Origin of the sequence: Streptomyces corynorhini (assembly GCF_003346515.1) — a bacterium.
Classification (GTDB): Bacteria; Actinomycetota; Actinomycetes; order Streptomycetales; family Streptomycetaceae; genus Streptomyces; species Streptomyces corynorhini.
On the sequence record NZ_QQNA01000092.1, the window covers coordinates 1 to 20,299 of the forward strand.

Consider the following 20,299-nt stretch of genomic DNA (forward strand, 5'->3'; position numbering starts at 1 on the left):
GTGTTGGGCTCCGGGGCCGGTCGCGGCTGGGGCTGCGCGGGCTGCGGCGCGGCCGGTTCGGGTGGGGCGGGCTGCTGCGGCGCGGCGGGTCCCGGTGCGGCGGGCTGGCCCTGCTGCGGCGGGGGGAAGCCGTAACCGTTCTGGGCCGGGTGCGGGGGCCATGCGTACGGGGTCTGCCCGGCGCTCTGCGGAGGCACCTGCGGCGCCTGCGGAGGCGGCGATGCGGGCCACTGCTGCGCGGCGGCGGGCGGCGCGGGCTGGAACGCGGGCGGCAGCGGCGGCAGTCCGGCGCCGAACGCGGCGGGCTGCTGCGGCGACCACGGCTGCGCCGACGCGGCGGCCTGGGGAACGTCCTGGGGTTCCGCGTCCGCGGGCTCCCCGACCGGTACCGCCTCGGCGGGCACGGCGTCGGAGGCCACGGCGTCGGCGTGGTGCGAAGGGGCCGCCGTCCCGTCGTCCTCGGACCGGGCCGCTGTGGCCGGGACCGCGTCCGAGACCGCTTGGTCGGCGTCGTCCGGCTGGTCGGAGTCCGCGCTGTCGGTGGCGGTCTCGGCTACGGGCTCGGACTCGGGCTCGGGCCGCGGTGCGTCCGTGGCCTCGGCCCGGTCCGTACCGTCGGCTTCGGCTTCGGCTTCGTCTTCGGCTGCGTCCGCGTTCCGGCCCGCGTCCTTGGCCTCGCCGTCTTCGGCGGCGGCGTCGGCAACGGCCGCGGGGGATTCGGCGGGCACGGGCGGCGCGGTCTCCGCGGCTTCCGCGGACACAGGCGCGTCGGGGCGTTCGGCGGCCGCGGCGGGAGCCCGGGGAGCGTCGGGAGTGTCGGGGGTGTCGGCGGCGGAGGAGGCCGGGACTCCGGCGGCTGCCTCCGCCGCCCGCTGCTTCTCCGCGTCGCGCTCCGCGAACTCACGCTTCAGAGCGGCCGGGGAGAACCGCATCGTGGCGCCGCTCTCCACATCGTCGCCACCGTCACCGAAGGGCTGCGAGGCGCCGGGAGCCGAGTCCGAAGCGGCGTTCGACGCGGGGGCGCCGACCGGCGGAGCGCCGACCGGCGGAGCGCCCACGGGCGGGGCACCGACCGGAGGTGCCGGTGCGGCGGGCGGCTCCGGAGCCGGTGGCTGCGGCGGCTGCGCCGGGCGGCCCTGAACCCAGTTCGGATCGTAGCCCGGCCCCGCGGGCAGCCCCGGCACGGCGACGGGCGCACCGTCCGGGGGAGGGGGCGAGTTGGCGGGAAGGGGCGCGGCCGACGCGTTGCCACCGGAGGTGTCCCCCGGCGCGTTCTGCGTGTACCAGGCGGGCGGGGTGTAGTCGATGGTGAACTCACCCGTCATCTCGGGCTCCGCGTCGGACTGATCGTCCGCGGCCGGGCTGTTCCAGCCTCCCCGGATCTCGTCCCGATCGCCGTTCACTTTGCCTCCTGGTGTGGTCGAGCACCCTTGTGCCGTGGTGGGTGGGGGCGACCGATTCCGTCCGTCCGGTCAGCCCGGCTCTTCCCCTTGCGGCGCGGCCGACGTGCCCGCAGGTCCCGTACTCCCGCGCCCGCCACCCACCCTAATCGCCGTCGGCGGCGCCACGTCAGGGCGGACCGCCCGCGATGCCACGCGGGCCGTGCTGTCACCGCCCGCGAGCGGGCTGTGAGCAGCGCCGTATGCCGGGCGAAGGAGTCGAATTCGTATATTCCGCTGCGGATTTCGGTCATCAGCACGCCGAACGTACGTCATCCAACAATCCGGTCTCGACCGGGCGGCCGGGGCCGGCGGAACATCCCACCGCCGGGAGTACACCACGGGGCGACGCCGCCGGGGAGGGAGCGGACACCGTATGTTCACGCAGACGAAAGGGGCACGCTCGTCATGAGCGTGCCCCTTCCCTGTCCGTCCTGTGGGTCACTGCAAGTCGAACTCGCCGTCACGCGCGCCGAGTACGAACGCCCGCCACTCGGCCTCCGTGTAGCGCAGAACCGTGTCGTGGTCCAGCGAGGACCTCATGGCCACGGCGCCGTCCGGCAGATAGGCGATCTCGACCCGCTCCTCGTCCGCGCTGGTGCCGGGGGCACCGTGCCACTCGACACCAGAGATGTCGAGGGCGTACAGCTCGTCCTTCTCCTGTGCGCTCCCCATGAGTGAAGATTCCTTTCGTAACGGCCGAGATGAGAGTGGATTCTCCGCGACGGATTCAGGGGAATGTCCGCTGGATGCCGGTCAAAGCCACTTCGGCATCCTAGGACAGCTCATTCCCCGCAATGGAGCACTCCAGCAATACCGGAGCCCGCAACCGCGCCTCGACCGGAACCGTGTCCCGGGCAGGAACCGCGCCCCGACCGGTCCCGGCCGACCGGTCCCGATACGGACCCCGGTCGGTCCGTGCCGGGACCCCGCCGCGTCCCCGCCTCAGTCCATCCGGCGGGCGACGCCCAGCAGACCGGTCTCGGCATCCGTGGGGCTCGTCATCACCCAGAGCCGCTCACGTCCCGCGCACCAGAGGGTGACACCGTCCGCCAGCGTGGGCAGGGCATCGCTCTCGGCCCGCTCCAGCCCCAGGATGCGGCTGGTCTGCTCCGCCTCCTGCGGCGATATCCGCTGCACACCCACCAGCGTGGAGTCCCGCATCAGCCGAGGCGCCACCGGACTCAGATACGGCAGCAGGGTCAGCACGGACTGCCAGGGCGCGGACACCACACGGCCACGCGGCGGACGCATCCCGCAGTCCCGGATCACCACCACCGGGCTGCCGACCGTGGCACCCATCGGGGGAACGCGCCCCACCTCGTGCAGGGTGATGCACTCCAGCCCCGCTCCGGCGGCCTGCGCCAGCATCGTCCACGCCTGTGGCCGCCCGGTCTCCACCGCCACCCGCGCCCCCGTACCCGCGGCGCGCAGCGCCAGCACCTGGGCCGACCACAGGCCGCCGATCAGCAGCACCTCGTACGGGGTCGAGCGGTGGAAGCCGACCAACTGCCGACGGCCCTCGGCGTCGTCACCGAGCACCACTCCGTCGTCGCCCACCGGCAGCGACAGCGCACCCAGATGGTCGACGGTCATGGTGTGTCCCGCGTGGCGCGGTCCGCGCAGCCCGCGCGCCGAGCCGAGTCCGGCGGTCATCGCGTGCCTCCCAGGGGCAGTGTCGCCAGCACGCCGGGCAGCTGCTCGCGGTCCAGCCGTATCAGCGCGACCTTCGCCGTGCGCGCGGCACCCTCCAACGTACGCCGTACCCGGACCAGTTCGGTGTCGCTGCCGCCGGTTATCCGCACGTGGCCGGCGATGTCCATCGAGCCCCGGTGCGCACCCGGCCGCAGCGTCACGCTGAAGGTCGTGGCGTACGCCGGGGCCGAGGTGAGCAGCGAGACCAGCCGGGGGAGCGGTGTGGCGGCGCGCCCCAACTCCGGCCAGCGGCCCACCGCGTACGTGGTGTGCCAGCGGTCGTCGCACCGCCAGACCCGGGTCGTCTCCGCCGTACGCGCGCGCGAAGCGGCCTCGGGGCGGCTCGCCCGGGTGGAGACGGCGAGGCTGGCACACGCCGAGGTCGCCACGGTCGAGTTCAGCTCCTGCTGGTCCAGGACCACGGCCCGGAACCCGGCCCCGGTGATCCGGCTCGCCACATGGTCCGCCACCCGCACCAGAGAGCGCTGGGCCCCCTCGATGCCGCCGCCGCGCGCCTCGACCGCCTCCCGGCACAGCTCGGGGTCGAGCTTCACGGCCACCCAGGTGAGCCGCAGCGCGGGCGCGCCCGTGGCTTCCTGGAGCGGCGCGTACGAGAGCCGGGCCACCGACTGCTCGGGCAGGTGCGGCGCGGGCGCGGAACGCACCTGCTGCACCAACTGCACGGACTCCAGGACGATGTCGTCGACCCGCAGCGAAGCGCCCAGCAGGGAGAGCGGCAGCGAGCGCGCCCCGGAGACCGGGCGCAGCCCGTCGCCGCTGGCCTCGACCCGCACCACGGCCGTCAGGAAGCTCCCGTCGCCCAGCATCCCCACCGTGCGCCGGTCGCGGTCGACATAGGTGAACGGGCGCAGCGACGGGACGCTCTCGACCACCGGCGCCAGCGACGGATCCACGTCAGCGGCGGACGGTTCGAGGGCCCGCCTGCGCGCACGCAGGGCGAGCGCCGAGGACAGCCAGTCCTGCATCGCGTGGCCCCGCCGCCGCAACACGGCCAGCAGCACGAGCGCACACGCGACGACCATCGTCGGTACGAGCCAGAGCCCGCCGAGAGCGGCGCCGATCAACGCCAGCGCGAGAGCCACCTCGACCAGCACCAACTGCCGCAGCTGGAAAGGGCCCACTCGGCCGGCCGCCGACAGGGGCCGCAGCGAGGTCTTCGCGGGCGCCGCGACGGGCACACCGCCGGACCGCGCCGCCGGTACGTTGCTACGTCGCTTCCGGGAAGCGCCGGGCACCCGCGCCGTGCTCCGCTCATCGCGCTCGCGCGTCGCCGTACTCATCGCCGCCTTGCCCCCCTCGTGCCGTAATCACCGATTTCGCATGGGTGTTGACGGCGCGTTCACCCTACCTGAGCAGTGCGTCGCAAACCCCAGCATGCATAGTAGGGGGCCGGTACGACAGCGGGCCCTCTCGGTGAGTGTGGCAACCTTGTCGGCCCACGGGGAGAGGGAACAGCGGACAGATGGCATCACGACGGGACGAACTCAACGCGTACACCTTCGCGAAGCGAAGGCTGATCGCACAGTTCGTACAACCGAACGCGACCGGCTCCGAAGAAGGAGCGCCCCGCCCGCTGCGCGCGGTGTTCCCCGGCGCGATCGTAGGTGTGGTGATCCTCGCGGGCTTCGGCGCCTGGGGGATGTTCAAGCCGGTCGCGCCCAAGGACTGGGACAAGCCCGGCGAGAACGTCATCATCGCCAGCAAGTCCACCACGCGGTACGTGGTGCTGAAGACGGACGACAAGACCCAGCTCCACCCCGTCCTGAACATGGCCTCGGCCAAACTCCTGCTGGACGGGGCCAACAGCAAGGTCGTCAACGTCAGCGAGTCCGTCCTGGACGACGGCAGGATCCCGCACGGGGCCACCATCGGCATCCCCTACGCGCCCGACCGGCTGCCCGACGCCGAGGAGGCGGGCGCCACCAAGCGCTGGGCGGTCTGCGAGCGGCCCGTGGAGGGCGGCGGCACCATACAGAAGGCCGCGTTCGTCCTCGCGCAACGGGACCAGGCGAAGACCGACGGCGCCAACCGGCTGCGCGGCGGCGAGCTGCTGTACGTGGAGGGCCCGGCGCCCGAACGCACCCGCTACATCGTGGACGCCGCGGGGAAGGCGTACGAGGTGGGGAAGGACGAGCTGCTGCTGCGCCAGCTCGTCGGTCAGGGCCGAAAGCCCCAGCGCGTCTCCGCCGCCTGGCTGGAGACGCTGCACAAGGGCGACCCCATCGGCTTCCCGAAGATCGACGGAGTCCCCGGCGCGGAGGCCGGCGCCCCCGGCGAGCTGGCACCCGAGCTGAACAAGGTCGGGATGATCCTCGCCGCCGTCGACGGAACCAAGAAGCAGATCTACGTCGTTCTGCCCGGCCGCGTGGCCCCCGTGTCGGACTTCACCGCGAAGCTGCTGCTCAGCAGCAAGGAACTGGACGTGAGCGAACTCGGCCAGAACGGCGAGGCCAAGTCCGTGAACCCCAGCGCCATCCGGCCCGGCCGGGCCTTCGGCGGTGAGAACGACTGGCCGGTGCACGCTCCCCGGCACGTCAACTCGGCGAGCGCCGCCGCGGGCAGCCGCAACACCGTCTGCAACGTCCTGCGAAAGGTGGACAGGGACAGCGGCGCCACCACCCTCAGCACCTGGGCGGGCACCGACTTCCCGGCCACCCTGCCCACCGGATCGAGCAGCGCGTACGTCACCCCCGGATCAGGGCAGCTGTTCCGCCAGTTCAAGGGCTCCACGACCGGCTCGGGATTCGTCTTCCTGGTCACCGACACCGGACTGCGCTACGCGATGCAGGCGAACGGCGACACGGCGACGGACGACTCCGGCATCGGCGCCCCCGGCACGGCCAAGGAGAAGGAGGCGCAGCGCCGGGAGGACCAGCAGGCCCAGAACCGGCTCGGCTACAAGGATGTCGCCCCGGCGCCCATCCCGGCCGCCTGGTCCGCGTTCCTGCCGACGGGCCCGCGGCTGTCCACGGGCTCGGCCCGCCAGCCGCAGGGTTCGTGAGGGGCGCCGCCGTATGACACTCACGTACCGCAGGCGCCCCCCTCGCTTCCCGCGCCTGCTGACCTCGGCGGCGGCCACCACCGCTGCCACCGCCGTGACCGTCCTCGGGCTGCCGGTGCCCGAGGCGGCGGCCGACGCCACGCAGTGCACGTACCCCTCGGAGAAGTACGAGGGCCGCCCCTGGTCGCTCCAGCGCGTCCTGCTGGACGAACTGCGCACCCAGTCCACCGGAAAGGGCGTACGGGTCGCGGTCATCGACACCGGTGTCGACGTCAAGAACCCGCAACTCACCAAGGCGGTCGACACCAAGAGCGGGCGCAACTTCCTGCCCAAGGGCCTCAAGGACGAGAACGGCGACAAGCTGGAGCGCGGCAAGGAGAACGGCACCTCGGACACCGTGGGGCACGGCACCAAGGTCGCCGGCATCATCGCCGCCCGCCCCGCGAAGGGCACCGGCTTCGTCGGCCTCGCCCCGGACGCGATGATCATTCCCATCCAGCAGAACGACGCGCAGGGCAACGGCACCGTCGAGAAACTCATCGAGGCGATCAACTACGCGGTGGACGCCGAAGCCGATGTCATCAACATCTCGCAGGACACCGCGGACGCCGTCGCACCCGTCCCCGCACTGGAGCAGGCGGTGGACAGGGCCCTGGACCGGCAGATCGTGATCGTCGCCTCGGCGGGCAACGACGGTCTGGACGGCAACGTCAAGAAGACCTACCCGGCCTCCTTCGACGGCGTACTCGCCGTAGCGGCCTCCGACCGGAACAACGAACGCGCGGTCTTCTCCCAGTCCGGTGAGTTCGTCGGCATCGCCGCGCCCGGCGTCGACATGGTCTCCACGGTCCCGCTGGGGGGCCACTGCGCGGACAACGGCACCAGCTTCGCCGCGCCCTACGTCGCGGGTGTCGCCGCTCTCATCAGGGCCAAGCACCCCGACTGGACGGGGAAGCAGGTCGTCGCCCAGCTGCAGCAGACGGCGGAACGCTCGGTCGCGGGCCACGACCGCCTCGTCGGATGGGGCGTCATCGACCCGGTACGCGCCCTCACCGAGGACGACAAGCCCATCGAAGAACCGGCGGCCCACGAGGGCCTGACCGAAGCCGAGGCTCCCACCCCGGCCAAGGTCCACCTCGGCGAATCCCCCGAGGAACGCACCGCCCGCCTCGCCACCTACGCCGTCGTCGGCGGCGCAGTCCTGGTAGCGGCCATAGCGGGCGCCGCGACGGCCCTGCGTGACGCCCGCCGCCGCACGCGGCGACTGGCGGCGGGACGGGCGAGCGGCTGAGGGGCGTGTGCCGAAACCCGGGGAGATCCGGGGAGGGAACGGGGGAGGAATGGCGCGGATATGCCTGGCAAAGACGGCAACCGCACAGCCTCCCACAGATCGTTATGCCCCAAAGTCCCGTGACCGATAAGACTTTTGGGACTGTCAGTACCAGTGGATAGAGTGACATGTATGTGACCAGTGATGTGCGTGTCGTCACGGTCGCGATGCATAGGCGGTAAACGGGGAGGTACGGGGATGGCGGATCCGGGATCGGGCAATGGGGGCGGCGGCGCCGGCAACGGTGACTTGCAGCTCCAGATCACGGCGCTGAAGAAGTTCCGATCACATGTGGACGTACTGCTGAGCGACCTGGAGGGCGGCGCCGCCGGCAAGTCGGAGGTAGCGGCCCAGACCATTTCCCGCTCCTCTCTCAGCGGCCGTAACGCCCCTTTCGTGGAGGCGGACGGCCTCTACGCGCAGTACAACCGCGTCCACGAATCACTGGTGTCCCTGTCCAGGACGCTCGGTGACCAGATCGAAGTCCTGAACATCGGCGTACACGCGGCGGCGGTCGGCTTCGACAACGTCGAGGAAGACGTGCGGCGGCGGTACGCGGAGATCCGGACGCGCATCGATCAGGAGCACGAGGAGTCGGAGCGCCGTGGCACGAGCGATACGGCCGGTGGAACGTTCGACCCGGGGGTGCGTTGATGAGTGGCGGGGAGAAGCCTGAGATGAGCGATGACGAGGCTCGTGTCCAGATTCAGATGAGTCAGACCGAGATCGCGCTGATCTCGGCGTCGATGGTTCCCGGCGCATCGAGTGGCGGGGGAGCGGGGCCGTTCGGGACGACGAGCTTCGAGGGCCACGAGCTGAACTCGATGATCGACCTGGTCGACAGCGCGAATCACACGGACCTGGAGAATGCGGGCAGTGCGCTCTGGAAGGCGCGAGACGCTCTGAAGGAAGCCGCGCGAGAACTCAAGGGCTATATCGACGAGGTGGAGTGGCAGGGCGAATCGGGCACCGAGTTCAGGACCTTCGGAACGAAGCTCGCCAAGCACGCGGTGAGCCTCGCCGACTTCGCCGATGTCGCGGGAACCCAGATCACGGTCGCGGGCACGGGGCTGGCCTCGGTCCGCAGCGCGATGCCGGCGCGTGACGGTCGACTGGTCAAGAAGAAGGCGGATGACATCCCGCTCCCTGGCCGCGTCGAGGGGAACGCGGAATACAGCGCGGCGCTGAAGGTCGAGAAGGACCGTCAGGAAGCCATTAACCAGATGTACCGGCTGGCGTCGTTCTACGCGGTCTCGGAGGAGAGACTCGCGGCACAGGAGCCGCCGGTGTTCGAGGCGAAGGCACCGGGCAAGGTTCCCCAGCCGTACACGAGATACAGGGAGGGCGGCGAGCAGGAGACCGCTCCTTCAGGTGGGTACCTGCCAGGTGGTGCCGCTCCGCAGAGCGTGTCGGACCGGACCGGAGGTGTAGGCGCTGCGGTGCCTCATGCCGAAGCCCTCAACTCGACCTCTGTGTCTGACCGCAGTGCGATCGGCATTGCTGCAGACGGAGTAACGGGACGCGTTCGCGGGAGCGATTCTGGAGCCCTCCCGGACGGTGGCGCGTTGGTGGAGATCAACAGCGTTGCGGCGCCCGCTCCCCCGCGTGAGGGGTCCGCCCCTGTGTCCATTGGGCCTGTCGGTGGGCCGACGAGCGCTGGAGGGGGACCGGGAGCCACACCGCCCTATGCCGGTAACGGGATGAGTCTTTTCCAAGGTGGCGTCCCGGGGACTACGGGTTCCCCTGGTGTGGCGAACGCGGTGGGACGGCCCGGGGGACCGGGGGGCAGTGCTGCAGCCGCTGGTAGTTCCGCTGCTGGCCGTCCGGGTGCGGGAGGTTTGTTGGGGCCCCGTGGAGGACGCACGGAGGGCGTCGTGGGAGGCAGCCCGCGGGCTACCGGAGGTTCTCCCGGCCCTCGCGTTCCTCGGGGAACTGTCGTCGGCGGAGAAGGAGCTTCTTCGGGCCGAGCGGTTGGGGGCAGAGCCGGTCAGCCGGGGGTCGTCGGCAAAAATCCTGCGAAGAATTCGGTTCGGGCCGGCGGGCGGACCTCAGCCAGCCCGAATGGTGTGGTCGGTACCCCTCGTGGAGGTGCCGCAGGATCACGGTCTCGTGGAGGCGCTTTCACGCAGGGTGGCACAGGTCTTGTTCGCGGGCCGGGTCGGGGTAGCGCCAAAAAGGAAGAGCAGGAGCCGACAGAATCTACGCGCCCCGATTACCTGATCGAAGACGAAGAGACGTGGACCGGGCGACGGCATGGTGTCGTGCCGCCAGTCGTCGAATAAGCAGACAGCGAAGGTGCGGGAAGCCAGGATGGCGGCAGAAACGGAGCGGGCCGTGAAGCGCAGAAGGCGACGTGGTGTGCGTCGAGGGATTATCTCGACGTTGGCTGTGGTCGGCGCATGGAGCGTGGTGATCACGGGAATGGCTCCACCGGCCGTAGCTGTGGACGATGTGCAATCAAAGCAGTGGTACCTGGATGCAATGCGCGCTGAAGATATGTGGAAAGTCACTACGGGCGAAGGCATCAAGGTTGCTGTCATCGATACCGGCGTCAACCCGAACACGCCTTCCTTGAAAGGGCAGATCCTGAAAGGGCTGGATGCCACAAGGATCGGTAAAGAGACGGACGACTACGCCGGTCATGGAACAACAATGGCCGAGCTGATTGCAGGTACTGGAAAGGGGGGTGGTCTGCAGGGACTCGCCCCTGGCGTAAAAATCATCCCGATGCGAATCTCGGATACCGAGTTTCAGAATGAGAATCCGGTCAAGGGTGGGGACGCCGAAGACGCTATCCGTGCCGCAGCAGACAGTGATGCGCAGATCATTAGTATGTCTTTCGGAAGCGATTACTCCTCTCCGGAGGAGCGAGAGGCTGCGAAGTATGCGGAATCCAAGGGGAAACTCTTCTTCGCTGCAGCCGGAAACAATGCGGATAATGGCAACAAAAGGCAGTTTCCGGCATCCTATCCGAACGTGATCGGGGTTGCCTCGGCGGACAATAAAGGCAACGTATCCGATTATTCGCAACATGGTGGCAGTGTGGACATCGCTTCGCCGGGAAGTGATATTCCGGCTTGGTGTGACAATAAGTTCCAGAGTTACTGCGGTGGTGACGGCGGGACGAGTTCCGCAACCGCCATCGCTTCCGCCTCCGCCGCTCTCCTCTGGTCCGCTCATCGCGACTGGACCGCGAACCAGGTCCTCCGTGTCCTGTTCGACACGGCGAGTCGCACCTGGAAGGAGAGCGAGCGCAGTAGCTACCTCGGCAACGGCCTCATCCGTCCAGGCGTCAACATCCTGCACGGCAAGGGCGACCCGGGCGACCCCGACATCAACCCGCTGACCAACGAGAAGACCCCCGGCATCCCGGGCTCGGCCACGCCTTCTCCCGCCTCCTCCGCGTCCTCCAAGGCGCCCGCCCCGGACGACAAGTCCGCCGACGGGGACAAGGCGGTCGCCGCCGGCGCTGCCGACGACGCCGGTGGCAACAAGACGGTCCTGTTCGTCGGCACGGTGGCCGTCGTGGCGGTCCTGGCGGGAGGCGCGTTCGCCGTCGTGCGCAGACGGCGCAGCGCCTGAGCGAACGGGGTTCCACTCGTCCCGCCCATCCCCACGCACTTGGGGCTCCTCGGCAGCCACGCGCCGTCGGGTCCCGCGAACAGCCCGGTGAGACACCCGCTCACCGGTTTCAAGAGAGGAAGCGCACCTTATGGCAGTGCAGAAGGTCAATGGAGTCAGCCTTGGCAAGCTGCAGAACGAACTGACGGAGAACTTCGAAAGCGTCAAGGGGCAGCTGAGGGCGCTTCAGGGGACCATCGACAGTCTGGAAGGTGCCTGGAAGGGCATCGGTGCCGGTGAGTTCAACCGGAAGCAGACCGCCATCAACGAGCGGATGGTGAGCATCGGCAAGCAGTTGCTCAAGTACCAGGAAGCCATCGAGGCGGCTCGCACGATCAGCGGCAACACGGAGAAGGAAGTCGAGGCCGCCCTCCGCGGAATCGACGTGGTCGACGGTTACTCCGGTGACGCGAACGCGGAACGCAAGACGTCGAACCTCAACGGTTACTGATCGCCGGGGTCGGCCGTATGCCGCGACCGATCCGTACACGCGCCGCGCACCTGGACACGCAGGCACGCACACAGCACACGCACACAGCACGGCACACGCACGCACACGCATGCGCACACTCACCTGAAGATCAGTGGAGGCAACCATGTCCGACGACGGCACGATGATCGTCAAGTACTCGTCACTCGACCAAGCGGCCAACTCGATCAGGACACAGGCCGGCAAGCTTCAGAACAGCCTGGATGCCATCAAGGCCAAGATTGAATCGATCTCCGAGCTGTGGGAGGGCGAGGCCAGGGAGGCGTACAACGCGGGCCAGCAGCAGTGGAACAAGGACGCGAGCGAGATTCAGAAGAATCTCAGGGACATCGCCACAGCGGTGGACAACGCGGGTACCTCCTACCGCTCCGGCGACAAGAAGGCCGCTGCCAACTTCATGTAGGTCATGCGGGTACGGACGCTTGATACGGGGTGGACACGCGCGGGAGGTGTCCACCCCGTAGCGAGTTCCCTCAGCGCATGATCACGCGCACTTCCTGGATTTCTTCCCGATGGGAAGCTGCGACGCCGCGCACTTTTCGATCTCCGGGCGCAGGCCCTTCGCCGTCCCTTCCTGCCCGTCTTCGAGGCTGCCCTCAAGGACGTAGTTGATCTTTTTCCTTCGAAGACGCAGGGATCCACGAGGTACGCGCCGTTGTCGGCGAGTCTCCGTCAGCCCCCGTCTTCATCCGTTCCGGGTTCTTCAGACGCCGATGAGGCTGCTTCGCGAACTCCATCGCGTCGATCGGACCGCCGGACCGAGCATTCTTGATGTACAGGGCGAGCGAGCCGTCCACCGACCACATGGCACGAATCGATCTCCCCGGCGTCCAGTCGCGGCGTGACGGTCATTTCTTCCCCGGGCAGCGGCAATGGGCTCACCAGGCCAGCGGAGATTCCTCTTCCGCATAGAGAGTCCGGAACCGCGTAGTCCTGGGACGTGGAGCATCCGGCCTCCAGCAGGATGAGCAGCGCGGCGGAACCGCCGCCGACTGCCCGTCCGAAGCAGCGCTCGCCCTGCAGCTCGTGCGGCTCTTCGGCAGGCCGGCGTCTGTGACGACTCACCGGCAATATCCGCATACGGCGAAGCGGTCGGATGCGGTCATTGCGTACAGCCGATCTTCTTCTTCACTCCGCTGGTGAACTCTGTGGCGAAATCTTGAATGTCTTTGCGCCGTTGTGATGTGTCGTCGTCCCCTGCCTTGGCCGATATCTCTGTGACGACGTACTTCGCGGATGGGCCAGTGCATTTGGTGGTGATCGTGGAGTAGTTGTCTCCAATCGCCCCCTCCCATTCCGCCGGAATGTCCTTCATCTTTGCGCGGTTGCTGAACCTGTGCGCCTCTTTCGGATCCATCGGATCGTAATATTCATCCGCCTGGTACGTGGTGATGAATACCGTGAGGCTCTTGTCCACGAGCAGCTTGCAGAAGCTGGGGGAATCTTCGAGGGAGCCGCCGCGCTCCTCCAGTTTCTTTCCGTCGGGAAGCAGTGCGGTCGTAGCCTTCTGGTTCACCGGAATGTTGCAGATGCTGCTCGGAACGGAATATTCTCTACCTCCTCCGGATGAGCACGCCGTAGCGGTAGCCAAAAGTGCGCACGAAACGAGAGCGAGGGGAATCGATGATGTGATGATTTTCATTAGCGGACGCCTCCGGCTCCGTCAGCCTTGTCGTTTCCGTGGTCTGCGGCGTTTCTGATCTCCCTGTATATCCCCTGATCCTTCGAGAATCCCTCGTGATTGTCGGCCCATTCGGAGTTCTCTGCGTACCATCTATCTGCGACGGCCTTGAGCTGATCGTTTCTCGCCTCGTAATTTTCCTGACGAGAGCTTGTCGCTTTGTCGGAAACCTGGTCGCTTTGTTCCTGCGCCCATGCCGCAGTGATCGCGTCTATCCCTCGCTGCCCCATGTCCGTGAACGGGGTGATGACTCCACCGACGCTGTGATAGAGCCACCTCTGCTTCCATGAGATGTCTCGAATGTCACTGTCCTCGCCGTCGTTTATTGTGAGCTTTCTGGCCTCCTCCAGGAAACCGATGGTGCTGCCTGCGTTTCGCAGACTGTCCTCCGGATTTTCCTTTTCGGTGTTTATTTCGGCGTTGATGGCGTAGTTCATCTGTTCATTGAGGAGCCCATACGACTCCTGGTTCCTCGAAATCTGCTTGCTCACCTCGAGCAGGCTGCCGCTCTCGAATTCATGCGAGTCGAGCGGTGAACTCATCGCCTTGTGCACGGTATCGCCGTGGTTGCCGAGGGCCCAGGCCATGCTCTTGCGCATCTCGGGCGGGAAGTCGTTCCCCGTCTCCGCGAGAAGATTCACCGAGCGCTTGAGGGCTTCCAGGTGCTCATCGGTGTGCTGGACGAACTTCGCGTTCGGATCCTCGGGGTCGCTGATTCCCGATGTCGCCGCGAACATCGCCTTGCCCGTCGCGTCCAGGGCCGCGTTCGGACCGCTGTTCGGCGGGCCGTCGTCGAAGGATCGCCGGTCCTTGAGCACCCATTGCGCGTTGTCCTGCGGGTCCTTGGTGTTGAAGAACTCCGTTGCCGCGTCAGGGCTGTTGCTCAGAGCCGTCATGAAGCCGGTCATCGGGTCGCGGCCGAAGTCGCTGTCGCTGCCGTCCATGAAGTTCATCTTCGGCATCAGGGGCCCGCCCGTCGCACCCGTCCAGAAGTTTCCGGGAAGCTTCATCTTCTTCTCGGTGGCGATCAGCGAATTTCCGTAGTCATTGAGGAAACGGACTTCGTAGTCACCGACCCTCATCAAGTTGCTCATGAGCTGGAAGCCCTTGACCTGCGTTCCGCGGGTCTGGATGGTCTCGCCGCTCAGCTTCAGCATGTCCTCCTTCCAGTCCTGCATCCTCGGGCTGTCGGAGTGCGTCGCTCCGGCGAGCGTGAGGCTCAGGTTCTTCTGGAGGTCCCCGAACTGGTTGAACCGCGTGTGCTGCAGTGATCCGCCGTCCGAGGGGTCCGAGATGTCGGCCCAGAAGTCGAGAACGCCACGGGCGCCGAGGGTGCTGGCGAACTTCTCCTGGAACAGCGGATCGTTCGCGAAGGCGGCCAGTGTCGCGTTGACCTTGTCGAACTCCGCGGGGGACATGTCGTCCCCCTTCTTCTTGATGATCTGCGCGACTTCCTCTGCTTTTTCCAGCGCTTCCGCGGCGGACTCCCGGTCGCTGTACGAGGCGCCCGAGAAACCCTTGTCCGCCTGGTCGACGATGGCGCGCAGCACCTTGTCGGCCGAAGTGTCGCTCTCGGTCGCCCGGTTCAGAATGCGCTGGACGTCGTCCCTGAGATAGTCGACGTCCTGCTGGGAGTGCTGGGCCACCTCGGTGCCCTTGGCGGCGCGGTCGGGGTGGATGAGCATGGTGACGGTGAAACCGCCACCGGCCGTGCTCGTCACCGTGAGGTTCTTCTTGCGGGCCCGCTCGATGGTCTCCTTGAGTTCGTCCCGGAAGCCGACGAGCTCGTCGCGGGTGTCCTTGAGAATGTCGTGGATGGTGGTCGCCTGAGTCAGGGCGTCCGCGAACTCACCCGCCGTCTTGTCGATGAACTCACGGGAGACTGTGGCATTGACGCCCTCCCAACGAGCCTTGTCCGACTTGCGCTTCATGTCCTCGCGGGCGTCTTTTTCGAGATTCCTGAGGCTGTTGATGACCGTCGACCAGTCGGCGATCGTCGTGTCGAGCGTCGCGAAGTTTCCGTGGACCAGCTGCTCCATGTTCATCAGGGCTGCGTCCTCTCGCTGAATCCCTCGTCGAGCAGAGCGATGCTGCTGACGGTGGCGACGACGGCCCGATCGTCGCTCCGATGAGTCTTCTGAGTGAAGTTCATGTGGTTGGCAATGTGCCCGCAGGCGTCCAGCAGCGACTGGAGCTGCTTTTCCCACTGCTCCTGCACATGGTGCAGCCCGCCACCCAGCCTGAATCCCTGCGTCGTGAGATCCTTGGCAGCGCTCTGGCTGCTCGACCAGGCGTCACGGCCGTAGCGCCCCAGATCCTCGAAGAGTTCGAAGGCGCTGTTTCCCACCGCGGCCAGATCCGCCTGGTTGACCTTGAGGTCACCGTCGGCGCTGCCACCGCCGGGCGTGGAGCCTTCGGCCTGATTCAGCCTCATATGCGTGGACTGCCTTTCGGCCGCGGCGGCCTTCAGCTGTTCCCACTCGTCCCATGCCATTTGTATGGGTCCTTCCCCCGTTGGCGCGTCGCGGATGACTGCGCTGACGGTCAATTTAACAATGCGTTCGGCCATGTGCGGGCGTGGTCCGAACAACGCAACAGGCCCTGAACAGCGGTGGGGTGTGTGCGGCGGCGATGCCACCGCACCCACTCCACAACCCCTACGAGTTCTACGGCATGCGCCGATATCCGAATCAGTGGTGCTCGGTCGGCAGGAGCCCCGTCTGCACCAGCGGATTGCCCCGCCGCCGCGAGACGAAGACGCCTCGGCCCGTGGGCATGGGCCGGGGGCGGGCGTTGCCGAAGATGGCTCCCTCATTGGGGTCGCCCGACAGGATGAGGGCCTGCGCGCCCAGTTCCTGCAGGCGCTGCATGAAGGACTCGTACGCGGAACGGCCCGCGCCTGCCGTGCTGCGGGCGATGATGAAGCGGACGCCGACGTCACGGGCGAAGGGGAGCAGCTCCGTGAGGCCGGCCAGCGGGTTGCCGCTGGAGGTGGAGACCAGGTCGTAGTCGTCGATGACGACGTACACCGTCGGGCCGTGCCACCAGCTGCGGTCGCGCAGCTCCTGTGCCGTGACGGTCTCCGACGGCGCGCGGCGTCGCATCAGGTCCGCCAGGGCGTCCATGTGGTGCTCCATGTTGTTGGACATGGGGATGTACTCGGCCAGGTGCGAGGCCGGAGTGGCGTCCAGCAGCGCGCGCCGGTTGTCGATCACGAAGAGCTTGCAGACGTCGCCCTCGTACCGTTCGGTGAGCTGCTTGATGAGCAGCCGCAGCAGATTGGACTTGCCGGACTCGCTCTCGCCGAAGACCAGCAGGAACGGGTCCTGCTCGAAGTTGACGAAGACCGGCTCCAGGTTGTTCTCGTCGATACCGAAGGCGACCCCGCGCTGCGGATACGCGGAGCCCGGCGGCAGGTCGCCGGCCGGCAGCTCGCGCGGCAGCAGGCGTACGGCGGGGGCTCCGGGCGCGGTCCAGTGCCGGGAGACCTCCTGGGTCATCGCGGCCGTCGCCTCCGACAGGTCGCTGTCGGAGTTGATGCTGTCGATCCTCGGCACCGCCGCCATGAAGTGCAGCTTCTCCGGGGTGAGACCGCGGCCCGGCACGCCCGCCGGGACGTTGACGGCGACCCTGCGGTCCAGCTCCGAGTCCATGGTGTCGCCGAGCCGCAGCTCCAGCCGGTTCATCAGCTGGTCCTTGAGGTTCGCGCGGACCTCCATCGAGCGCGAGGCGGTGAGGATCACATGGATGCCGTAACCCAGCCCGCGGGACGCCATGTCCGTGACGGCCTGTTCCAGACCCTCGTAGTCCGTACGGAAGTTCCCCCAGCCGTCGACGAGCAGGAACACATCACCCCACGGCTGCTCGGTCACCGAGATGTCACCGCGCGCCCGCAGCCTGCGGTAGGTGGCGATGGAGTCGATGCCCGCGGTACGGAAGTACTCCTCGCGCCGAGCCAGCACGCCGTAGACCTCGGCGACCGTACGCCGTACCCGCTCGGGGTCCAGCCGTGAGGCCACCCCGCCGACGTGCGGCAGCCCGGCGATCGAGGAGAGCCCGCCGCCACCGAAGTCGAGGCCGTAGAACTGCACCTCCTGCGGGGTGTGCGTCAGCGCGAACGCCGACACGATCGTCCGCAGCAGCGTGGACTTGCCGGACTGCGGGCCGCCGACGATCTGCATATGGCCCGCCGCTCCGGAGAAGTCCCGGTAGAGCGTGTCGCGGCGCTGCTCGAAGGGCTTGTCGACGACCCCCAGCGGCACGACCAGACGCCCCGCGCCCTCGAAGCCCGGCTGGGTCAGCCCGCGGCCGGGCACCGCCGCCAACCCGGGCAGCAGCTCGTCCATGGCCGGCGGATTGTCCAGCGGGGGCAGCCACACCTGGTGGGCCTCGGCGCCACGCCCTTCGAGCCGGCGCACGATCACGTCGAGCACGGAGTCGGCCAGCGCGTCGTCCTCCGCCGGGCGCCCCTCCGGTACGCGGGAACCGGCGGCCCGCTCGACGTAGCGCACGGGCACCGGGGCGGCCGTGAACGGGACGGGCCTGCGGTCCACCGGCAGCGATCCGCCCGGAGCGGCGCCCTGCCGCGTCCCGGTCCGGTACACGCCGGAGACGTACGCCGCCTTGAACCGGACCATCTCGTCCGTACCGAACTTCAGATACCCGGAACCCGGGACGTTGGGCAGCTGGTACGCGTCGGGGACCCCGATGGCCGCGCGGGACTCGGCCGCCGAGAACGTCCGCAGACCGACCCGGTACGACAGATACGTCTCCAGACCGCGCAGCCGGCCCTCCTCCAGCCGCTGCGAGGCCAGCAGCAGATGCACGCCGAGCGACCTCCCGATGCGTCCGATCTGCACGAACATCTCGATGAAGTCCGGCATCGCGGTCAGCAGTTCGCTGAACTCGTCGATGACCAGCACGAGCGAGGGGACCGGCTGCAGCGGGGCGCCCGCCGCGCGCGCCTTCTCATAGTCGTGGATGTTGGCGTAGTTGCCCGCGTCGCGCAGCATCTCCTGGCGGCGGTTCAGCTCACCGCGGATGGAGTCGCCCATGCGGTCCACCAGCGTCAGATCGTCGGCCAGGTTGGTGATCACGGCCGCGACGTGCGGCATCTGGGACATCCCCGCGAAGGTCGCACCGCCCTTGAAGTCCGCGAGCACGAAATTGAGGGTCTCGGAGGAGTGGGTGACCGCGAGCCCCAGCACCAGCGTGCGCAGCAGCTCCGACTTTCCGGAACCGGTCGCCCCCACGCACAGACCGTGCGGCCCCATCCCCTCCTGCGCCGCCTCCTTCAGATCCAGCATCACCGGCGCGCCGTCCTCGCCGACACCGATGGGCACCCGCAGCCGCTCGGCCTGCGAACGGGGCCGCCAGGTACGGGTGACGTCCACGGATGCCGCGTCGCCCAGATTCAGCAGGTCGGTGAAGTCCAGATTGGCGAGCAGCGGTTCGTCGTCGTCACCGCCCGAGGCGACCCGCAGCGGGGCGAGCTGCCGGGCGAGCGCCTCGGCGGCCTCCTCGCTGAGCTGGTCCGGCACCCCGTCGTACACCAGGCCGTGCCCGGACTCCAGCCGCAGCGCATCGGGGTGTACGACCACGGACAGGCCGCCGCGCGCCCCCTGCGCCTCGCCGGGCACGACCTCGATGACCGTCACGCCCTGCAGCCCCTCGGCGGAGGCGAACACGGACATCGGGGGGACGGACTGGCTGTCGAGCACCACCACGATGTGCGGCTGGTCCAGCAGCGGATGCCCGGCGCCCTGGAAACGCGGCCGGCCCTCCAGCCGCTCCGCCAGCAGCTCCTCCAGCTCCAGCACGTCCGTGGTGATCAGCCGTCGGCTGCCCGCGCCGTCACCGTCGCCCCGACCCTGGGCGTGCGGCAGCCACTTCGCCCACTCCCAGCGCGGCGCCGCCTCGCGCCCGGCGACCACGGCGACGACCAGGTCCTCCGGCGAGTGCGTCGAGACCAGCGAACCGACCATCGCGCGGGCCGTGGAGCGCACGCTGTGCGGCTCACCACTGACGGTCAGGTGGTAGAAGGCCCGCAGCGAGACGGCCATCGGCAGCCCGTCGAGCGTGCTGTGCGCCCTGATGAACTGCTGCATCGCCCCTGCGGTGAGCGGCTCCAGCTCGTCCACGGGCGCGGTCTCGGGCGCGACGAGCGGGGTCGCGAGCTGCTGACTGCCCAGCCCGATCCGCACCTGCCCGAAGTCGTCGTCGGCCGCCCGCCGCTCCCACACCCGGCTGCCCTCGGCGACCAGGGCCCACAGCTGCTCGGGCGACGGATGCAGATAGAACTGCGCGTCCCGCTGGAGATGCGCCGTCTTCAGCACGGCACGCCGGGTCTGCGTCAGGTACTTGAGGTAGTCGCGCCGCATGTCGGCCAGCTGCCCCTGGCTGCCGCGCCGGTGGCGGACCAGCATCGCGATGGCCATGGCGACCGTCGAGGCGATCATCACCATGCCCATGATCCGCATGATCGGATTCGGCGTCATGAAGAAGAAGACGACCGAGCCGCCCATGCCCAGCATCGGCAGCAACTGCATCATCGCGCCCTCCTGCTGCCCGCGCGGCAGTTCGGGAGGGGATTGCAACTGCACGTGCTCGGCGGGAACTTCGGCGGGTAGAGCCCGCGGTGGGCGCTTGACGACAATCTGACTCACTGCTCACCAAATCCCTTGCCGGATGGAAATGTTCCTATCGGCGCCCCCGTGGCGACGGGTTCCATCCGCGGGGAGGGATCCTACGTGCGCGGGGGCAAAGGGCGTGGCAGTAGGGTGGCGCCACGTGTTTGCTCGCCGATGAACTACCGCAAAACGGAGGGACATTCGGGAAGCGGACAGACCCGGACGGCGAGCGGCGGGAAATCGGCCCGCGTACGGCCGACGGACACCTCGACAACACGCCGTCAGGCACTGTCCGGCACCGTCGGGCGGCACCGGCGGCACGGGCCGCGCGGTGGCACCCGCCGGGCGTACGTACGGGACACGGGACGTACGCGTACGGCACACCGCACGCC

Annotated in this window: 14 protein-coding genes; 6 read left to right on the top strand and 8 right to left on the bottom strand. The window is 68.4% G+C overall.

Going from position 1 to position 20,299, the window contains the following annotated elements; all coding sequences use genetic code 11:
• From DVH02_RS34780 to eccE, 4 genes are all read right to left on the bottom strand, one after another.
• The coding region (locus tag DVH02_RS34780) for an SCO5717 family growth-regulating ATPase (protein ID WP_267899056.1) at window positions 1–1,403 on the bottom strand (1,403 nt) is incomplete at its 3' end.
• A 477-nt stretch (window positions 1,404–1,880) separates the two neighbouring features.
• Complete coding sequence (locus tag DVH02_RS13055) at window positions 1,881–2,114, bottom strand: DUF397 domain-containing protein (protein ID WP_114623963.1); 234 nt, start codon at window positions 2,112–2,114, stop codon at window positions 1,881–1,883.
• A gap of 270 nt (window positions 2,115–2,384) precedes the next feature.
• On the bottom strand, window positions 2,385–3,095 hold the full coding sequence (locus tag DVH02_RS13060; RefSeq protein ID WP_114623964.1) for a hypothetical protein: 711 nt from the start codon (window positions 3,093–3,095) through the stop codon (window positions 2,385–2,387).
• Window positions 3,092–4,435, bottom strand: a complete 1,344-nt coding sequence (eccE, locus tag DVH02_RS13065) for a type VII secretion protein EccE (RefSeq protein WP_199566262.1) — start codon at window positions 4,433–4,435, stop codon at window positions 3,092–3,094. Before eccE ends, DVH02_RS13060 begins: the two co-directional genes overlap by 4 nt.
• 182 nt (window positions 4,436–4,617) lie before the next feature.
• Here eccE and eccB point away from each other — a divergent pair, with 182 nt between their 5' ends.
• The 6 genes from eccB to DVH02_RS13095 all read left to right on the top strand — a co-directional run bounded on the left by eccB (window position 4,618) and on the right by DVH02_RS13095 (window position 12,000).
• On the top strand, window positions 4,618–6,156 hold the full coding sequence (gene eccB / locus DVH02_RS13070; protein ID WP_114623965.1) for a type VII secretion protein EccB: 1,539 nt from the start codon (window positions 4,618–4,620) through the stop codon (window positions 6,154–6,156).
• Between the two features lie 13 nt (window positions 6,157–6,169).
• Window positions 6,170–7,447: a type VII secretion-associated serine protease mycosin gene (gene mycP, locus DVH02_RS13075; RefSeq protein WP_114623966.1), complete on the top strand. Its 1,278-nt coding sequence runs from the start codon at window positions 6,170–6,172 to the stop codon at window positions 7,445–7,447.
• Between the two features lie 237 nt (window positions 7,448–7,684).
• Entirely contained in the window at window positions 7,685–8,140 is a 456-nt protein-coding gene (locus DVH02_RS13080) for a hypothetical protein (protein ID WP_233518203.1), read from the top strand.
• A gap of 1,656 nt (window positions 8,141–9,796) precedes the next feature.
• The gene (locus tag DVH02_RS13085) at window positions 9,797–11,068 is read left to right on the top strand and encodes a S8 family serine peptidase (protein WP_114623967.1); all 1,272 of its coding nucleotides are present in this window, start codon (window positions 9,797–9,799) and stop codon (window positions 11,066–11,068) included.
• A gap of 130 nt (window positions 11,069–11,198) precedes the next feature.
• Window positions 11,199–11,558, top strand: coding sequence for a WXG100 family type VII secretion target (locus DVH02_RS13090; RefSeq protein WP_114623968.1), 360 nt, complete (start codon window positions 11,199–11,201; stop codon window positions 11,556–11,558).
• 133 nt (window positions 11,559–11,691) lie between these two features.
• Window positions 11,692–12,000 (top strand): WXG100 family type VII secretion target, encoded by a 309-nt coding sequence (locus DVH02_RS13095; RefSeq protein ID WP_325051358.1) that lies wholly within the window; start codon window positions 11,692–11,694, stop codon window positions 11,998–12,000.
• Window positions 12,001–12,699: 699 nt separating this feature from the next.
• Here the strand turns inward: DVH02_RS13095 and DVH02_RS13100 are convergent.
• From DVH02_RS13100 to eccCa, 4 genes are all read right to left on the bottom strand, one after another.
• Window positions 12,700–13,113 carry a hypothetical protein gene (locus DVH02_RS13100; RefSeq protein ID WP_114623970.1) on the bottom strand — a complete coding sequence of 138 codons (414 nt, stop codon included), beginning with the start codon at window positions 13,111–13,113 and terminating at the stop codon, window positions 12,700–12,702.
• A gap of 125 nt (window positions 13,114–13,238) precedes the next feature.
• Window positions 13,239–15,323, bottom strand: coding sequence for a hypothetical protein (locus DVH02_RS13105; RefSeq protein WP_114623971.1), 2,085 nt, complete (start codon window positions 15,321–15,323; stop codon window positions 13,239–13,241).
• Complete coding sequence (locus DVH02_RS13110) at window positions 15,323–15,772, bottom strand: hypothetical protein (protein ID WP_114623972.1); 450 nt, start codon at window positions 15,770–15,772, stop codon at window positions 15,323–15,325. The genes DVH02_RS13105 and DVH02_RS13110 overlap by 1 nt, the downstream gene beginning before the upstream one ends.
• Window positions 15,773–15,968: 196 nt before the next feature.
• A complete protein-coding gene (gene eccCa / locus DVH02_RS13115; RefSeq protein ID WP_114623973.1) occupies window positions 15,969–19,943 on the bottom strand; it encodes a type VII secretion protein EccCa in 3,975 nt (1,324 codons plus the stop codon).
• Between the last annotated feature and the right edge of the window lie 356 nt (window positions 19,944–20,299).

What these genes read in the sequence shown, in the direction of transcription:
- mycP (WP_114623966.1), top strand. Translation starts at nt 6,170, where the DNA reads ATGACACTCACGTACCGCAGGCGCCCCCCTCGCTTCCCGCGCCTGCTG.
- DVH02_RS13085 (WP_114623967.1), top strand. Translation starts at nt 9,797, where the DNA reads ATGGCGGCAGAAACGGAGCGGGCCGTGAAGCGCAGAAGGCGACGTGGT.
- eccE (WP_199566262.1), bottom strand. Translation starts at nt 4,435, where the DNA reads ATGAGTACGGCGACGCGCGAGCGCGATGAGCGGAGCACGGCGCGGGTG.
- DVH02_RS13110 (WP_114623972.1), bottom strand. Translation starts at nt 15,772, where the DNA reads ATGGCATGGGACGAGTGGGAACAGCTGAAGGCCGCCGCGGCCGAAAGG.
- DVH02_RS13055 (WP_114623963.1), bottom strand. Translation starts at nt 2,114, where the DNA reads ATGGGGAGCGCACAGGAGAAGGACGAGCTGTACGCCCTCGACATCTCT.
- DVH02_RS13105 (WP_114623971.1), bottom strand. Translation starts at nt 15,323, where the DNA reads ATGAACATGGAGCAGCTGGTCCACGGAAACTTCGCGACGCTCGACACG.
- eccB (WP_114623965.1), top strand. Translation starts at nt 4,618, where the DNA reads ATGGCATCACGACGGGACGAACTCAACGCGTACACCTTCGCGAAGCGA.
- DVH02_RS13090 (WP_114623968.1), top strand. Translation starts at nt 11,199, where the DNA reads ATGGCAGTGCAGAAGGTCAATGGAGTCAGCCTTGGCAAGCTGCAGAAC.
- DVH02_RS13080 (WP_233518203.1), top strand. Translation starts at nt 7,685, where the DNA reads ATGGCGGATCCGGGATCGGGCAATGGGGGCGGCGGCGCCGGCAACGGT.
- DVH02_RS13060 (WP_114623964.1), bottom strand. Translation starts at nt 3,095, where the DNA reads ATGACCGCCGGACTCGGCTCGGCGCGCGGGCTGCGCGGACCGCGCCAC.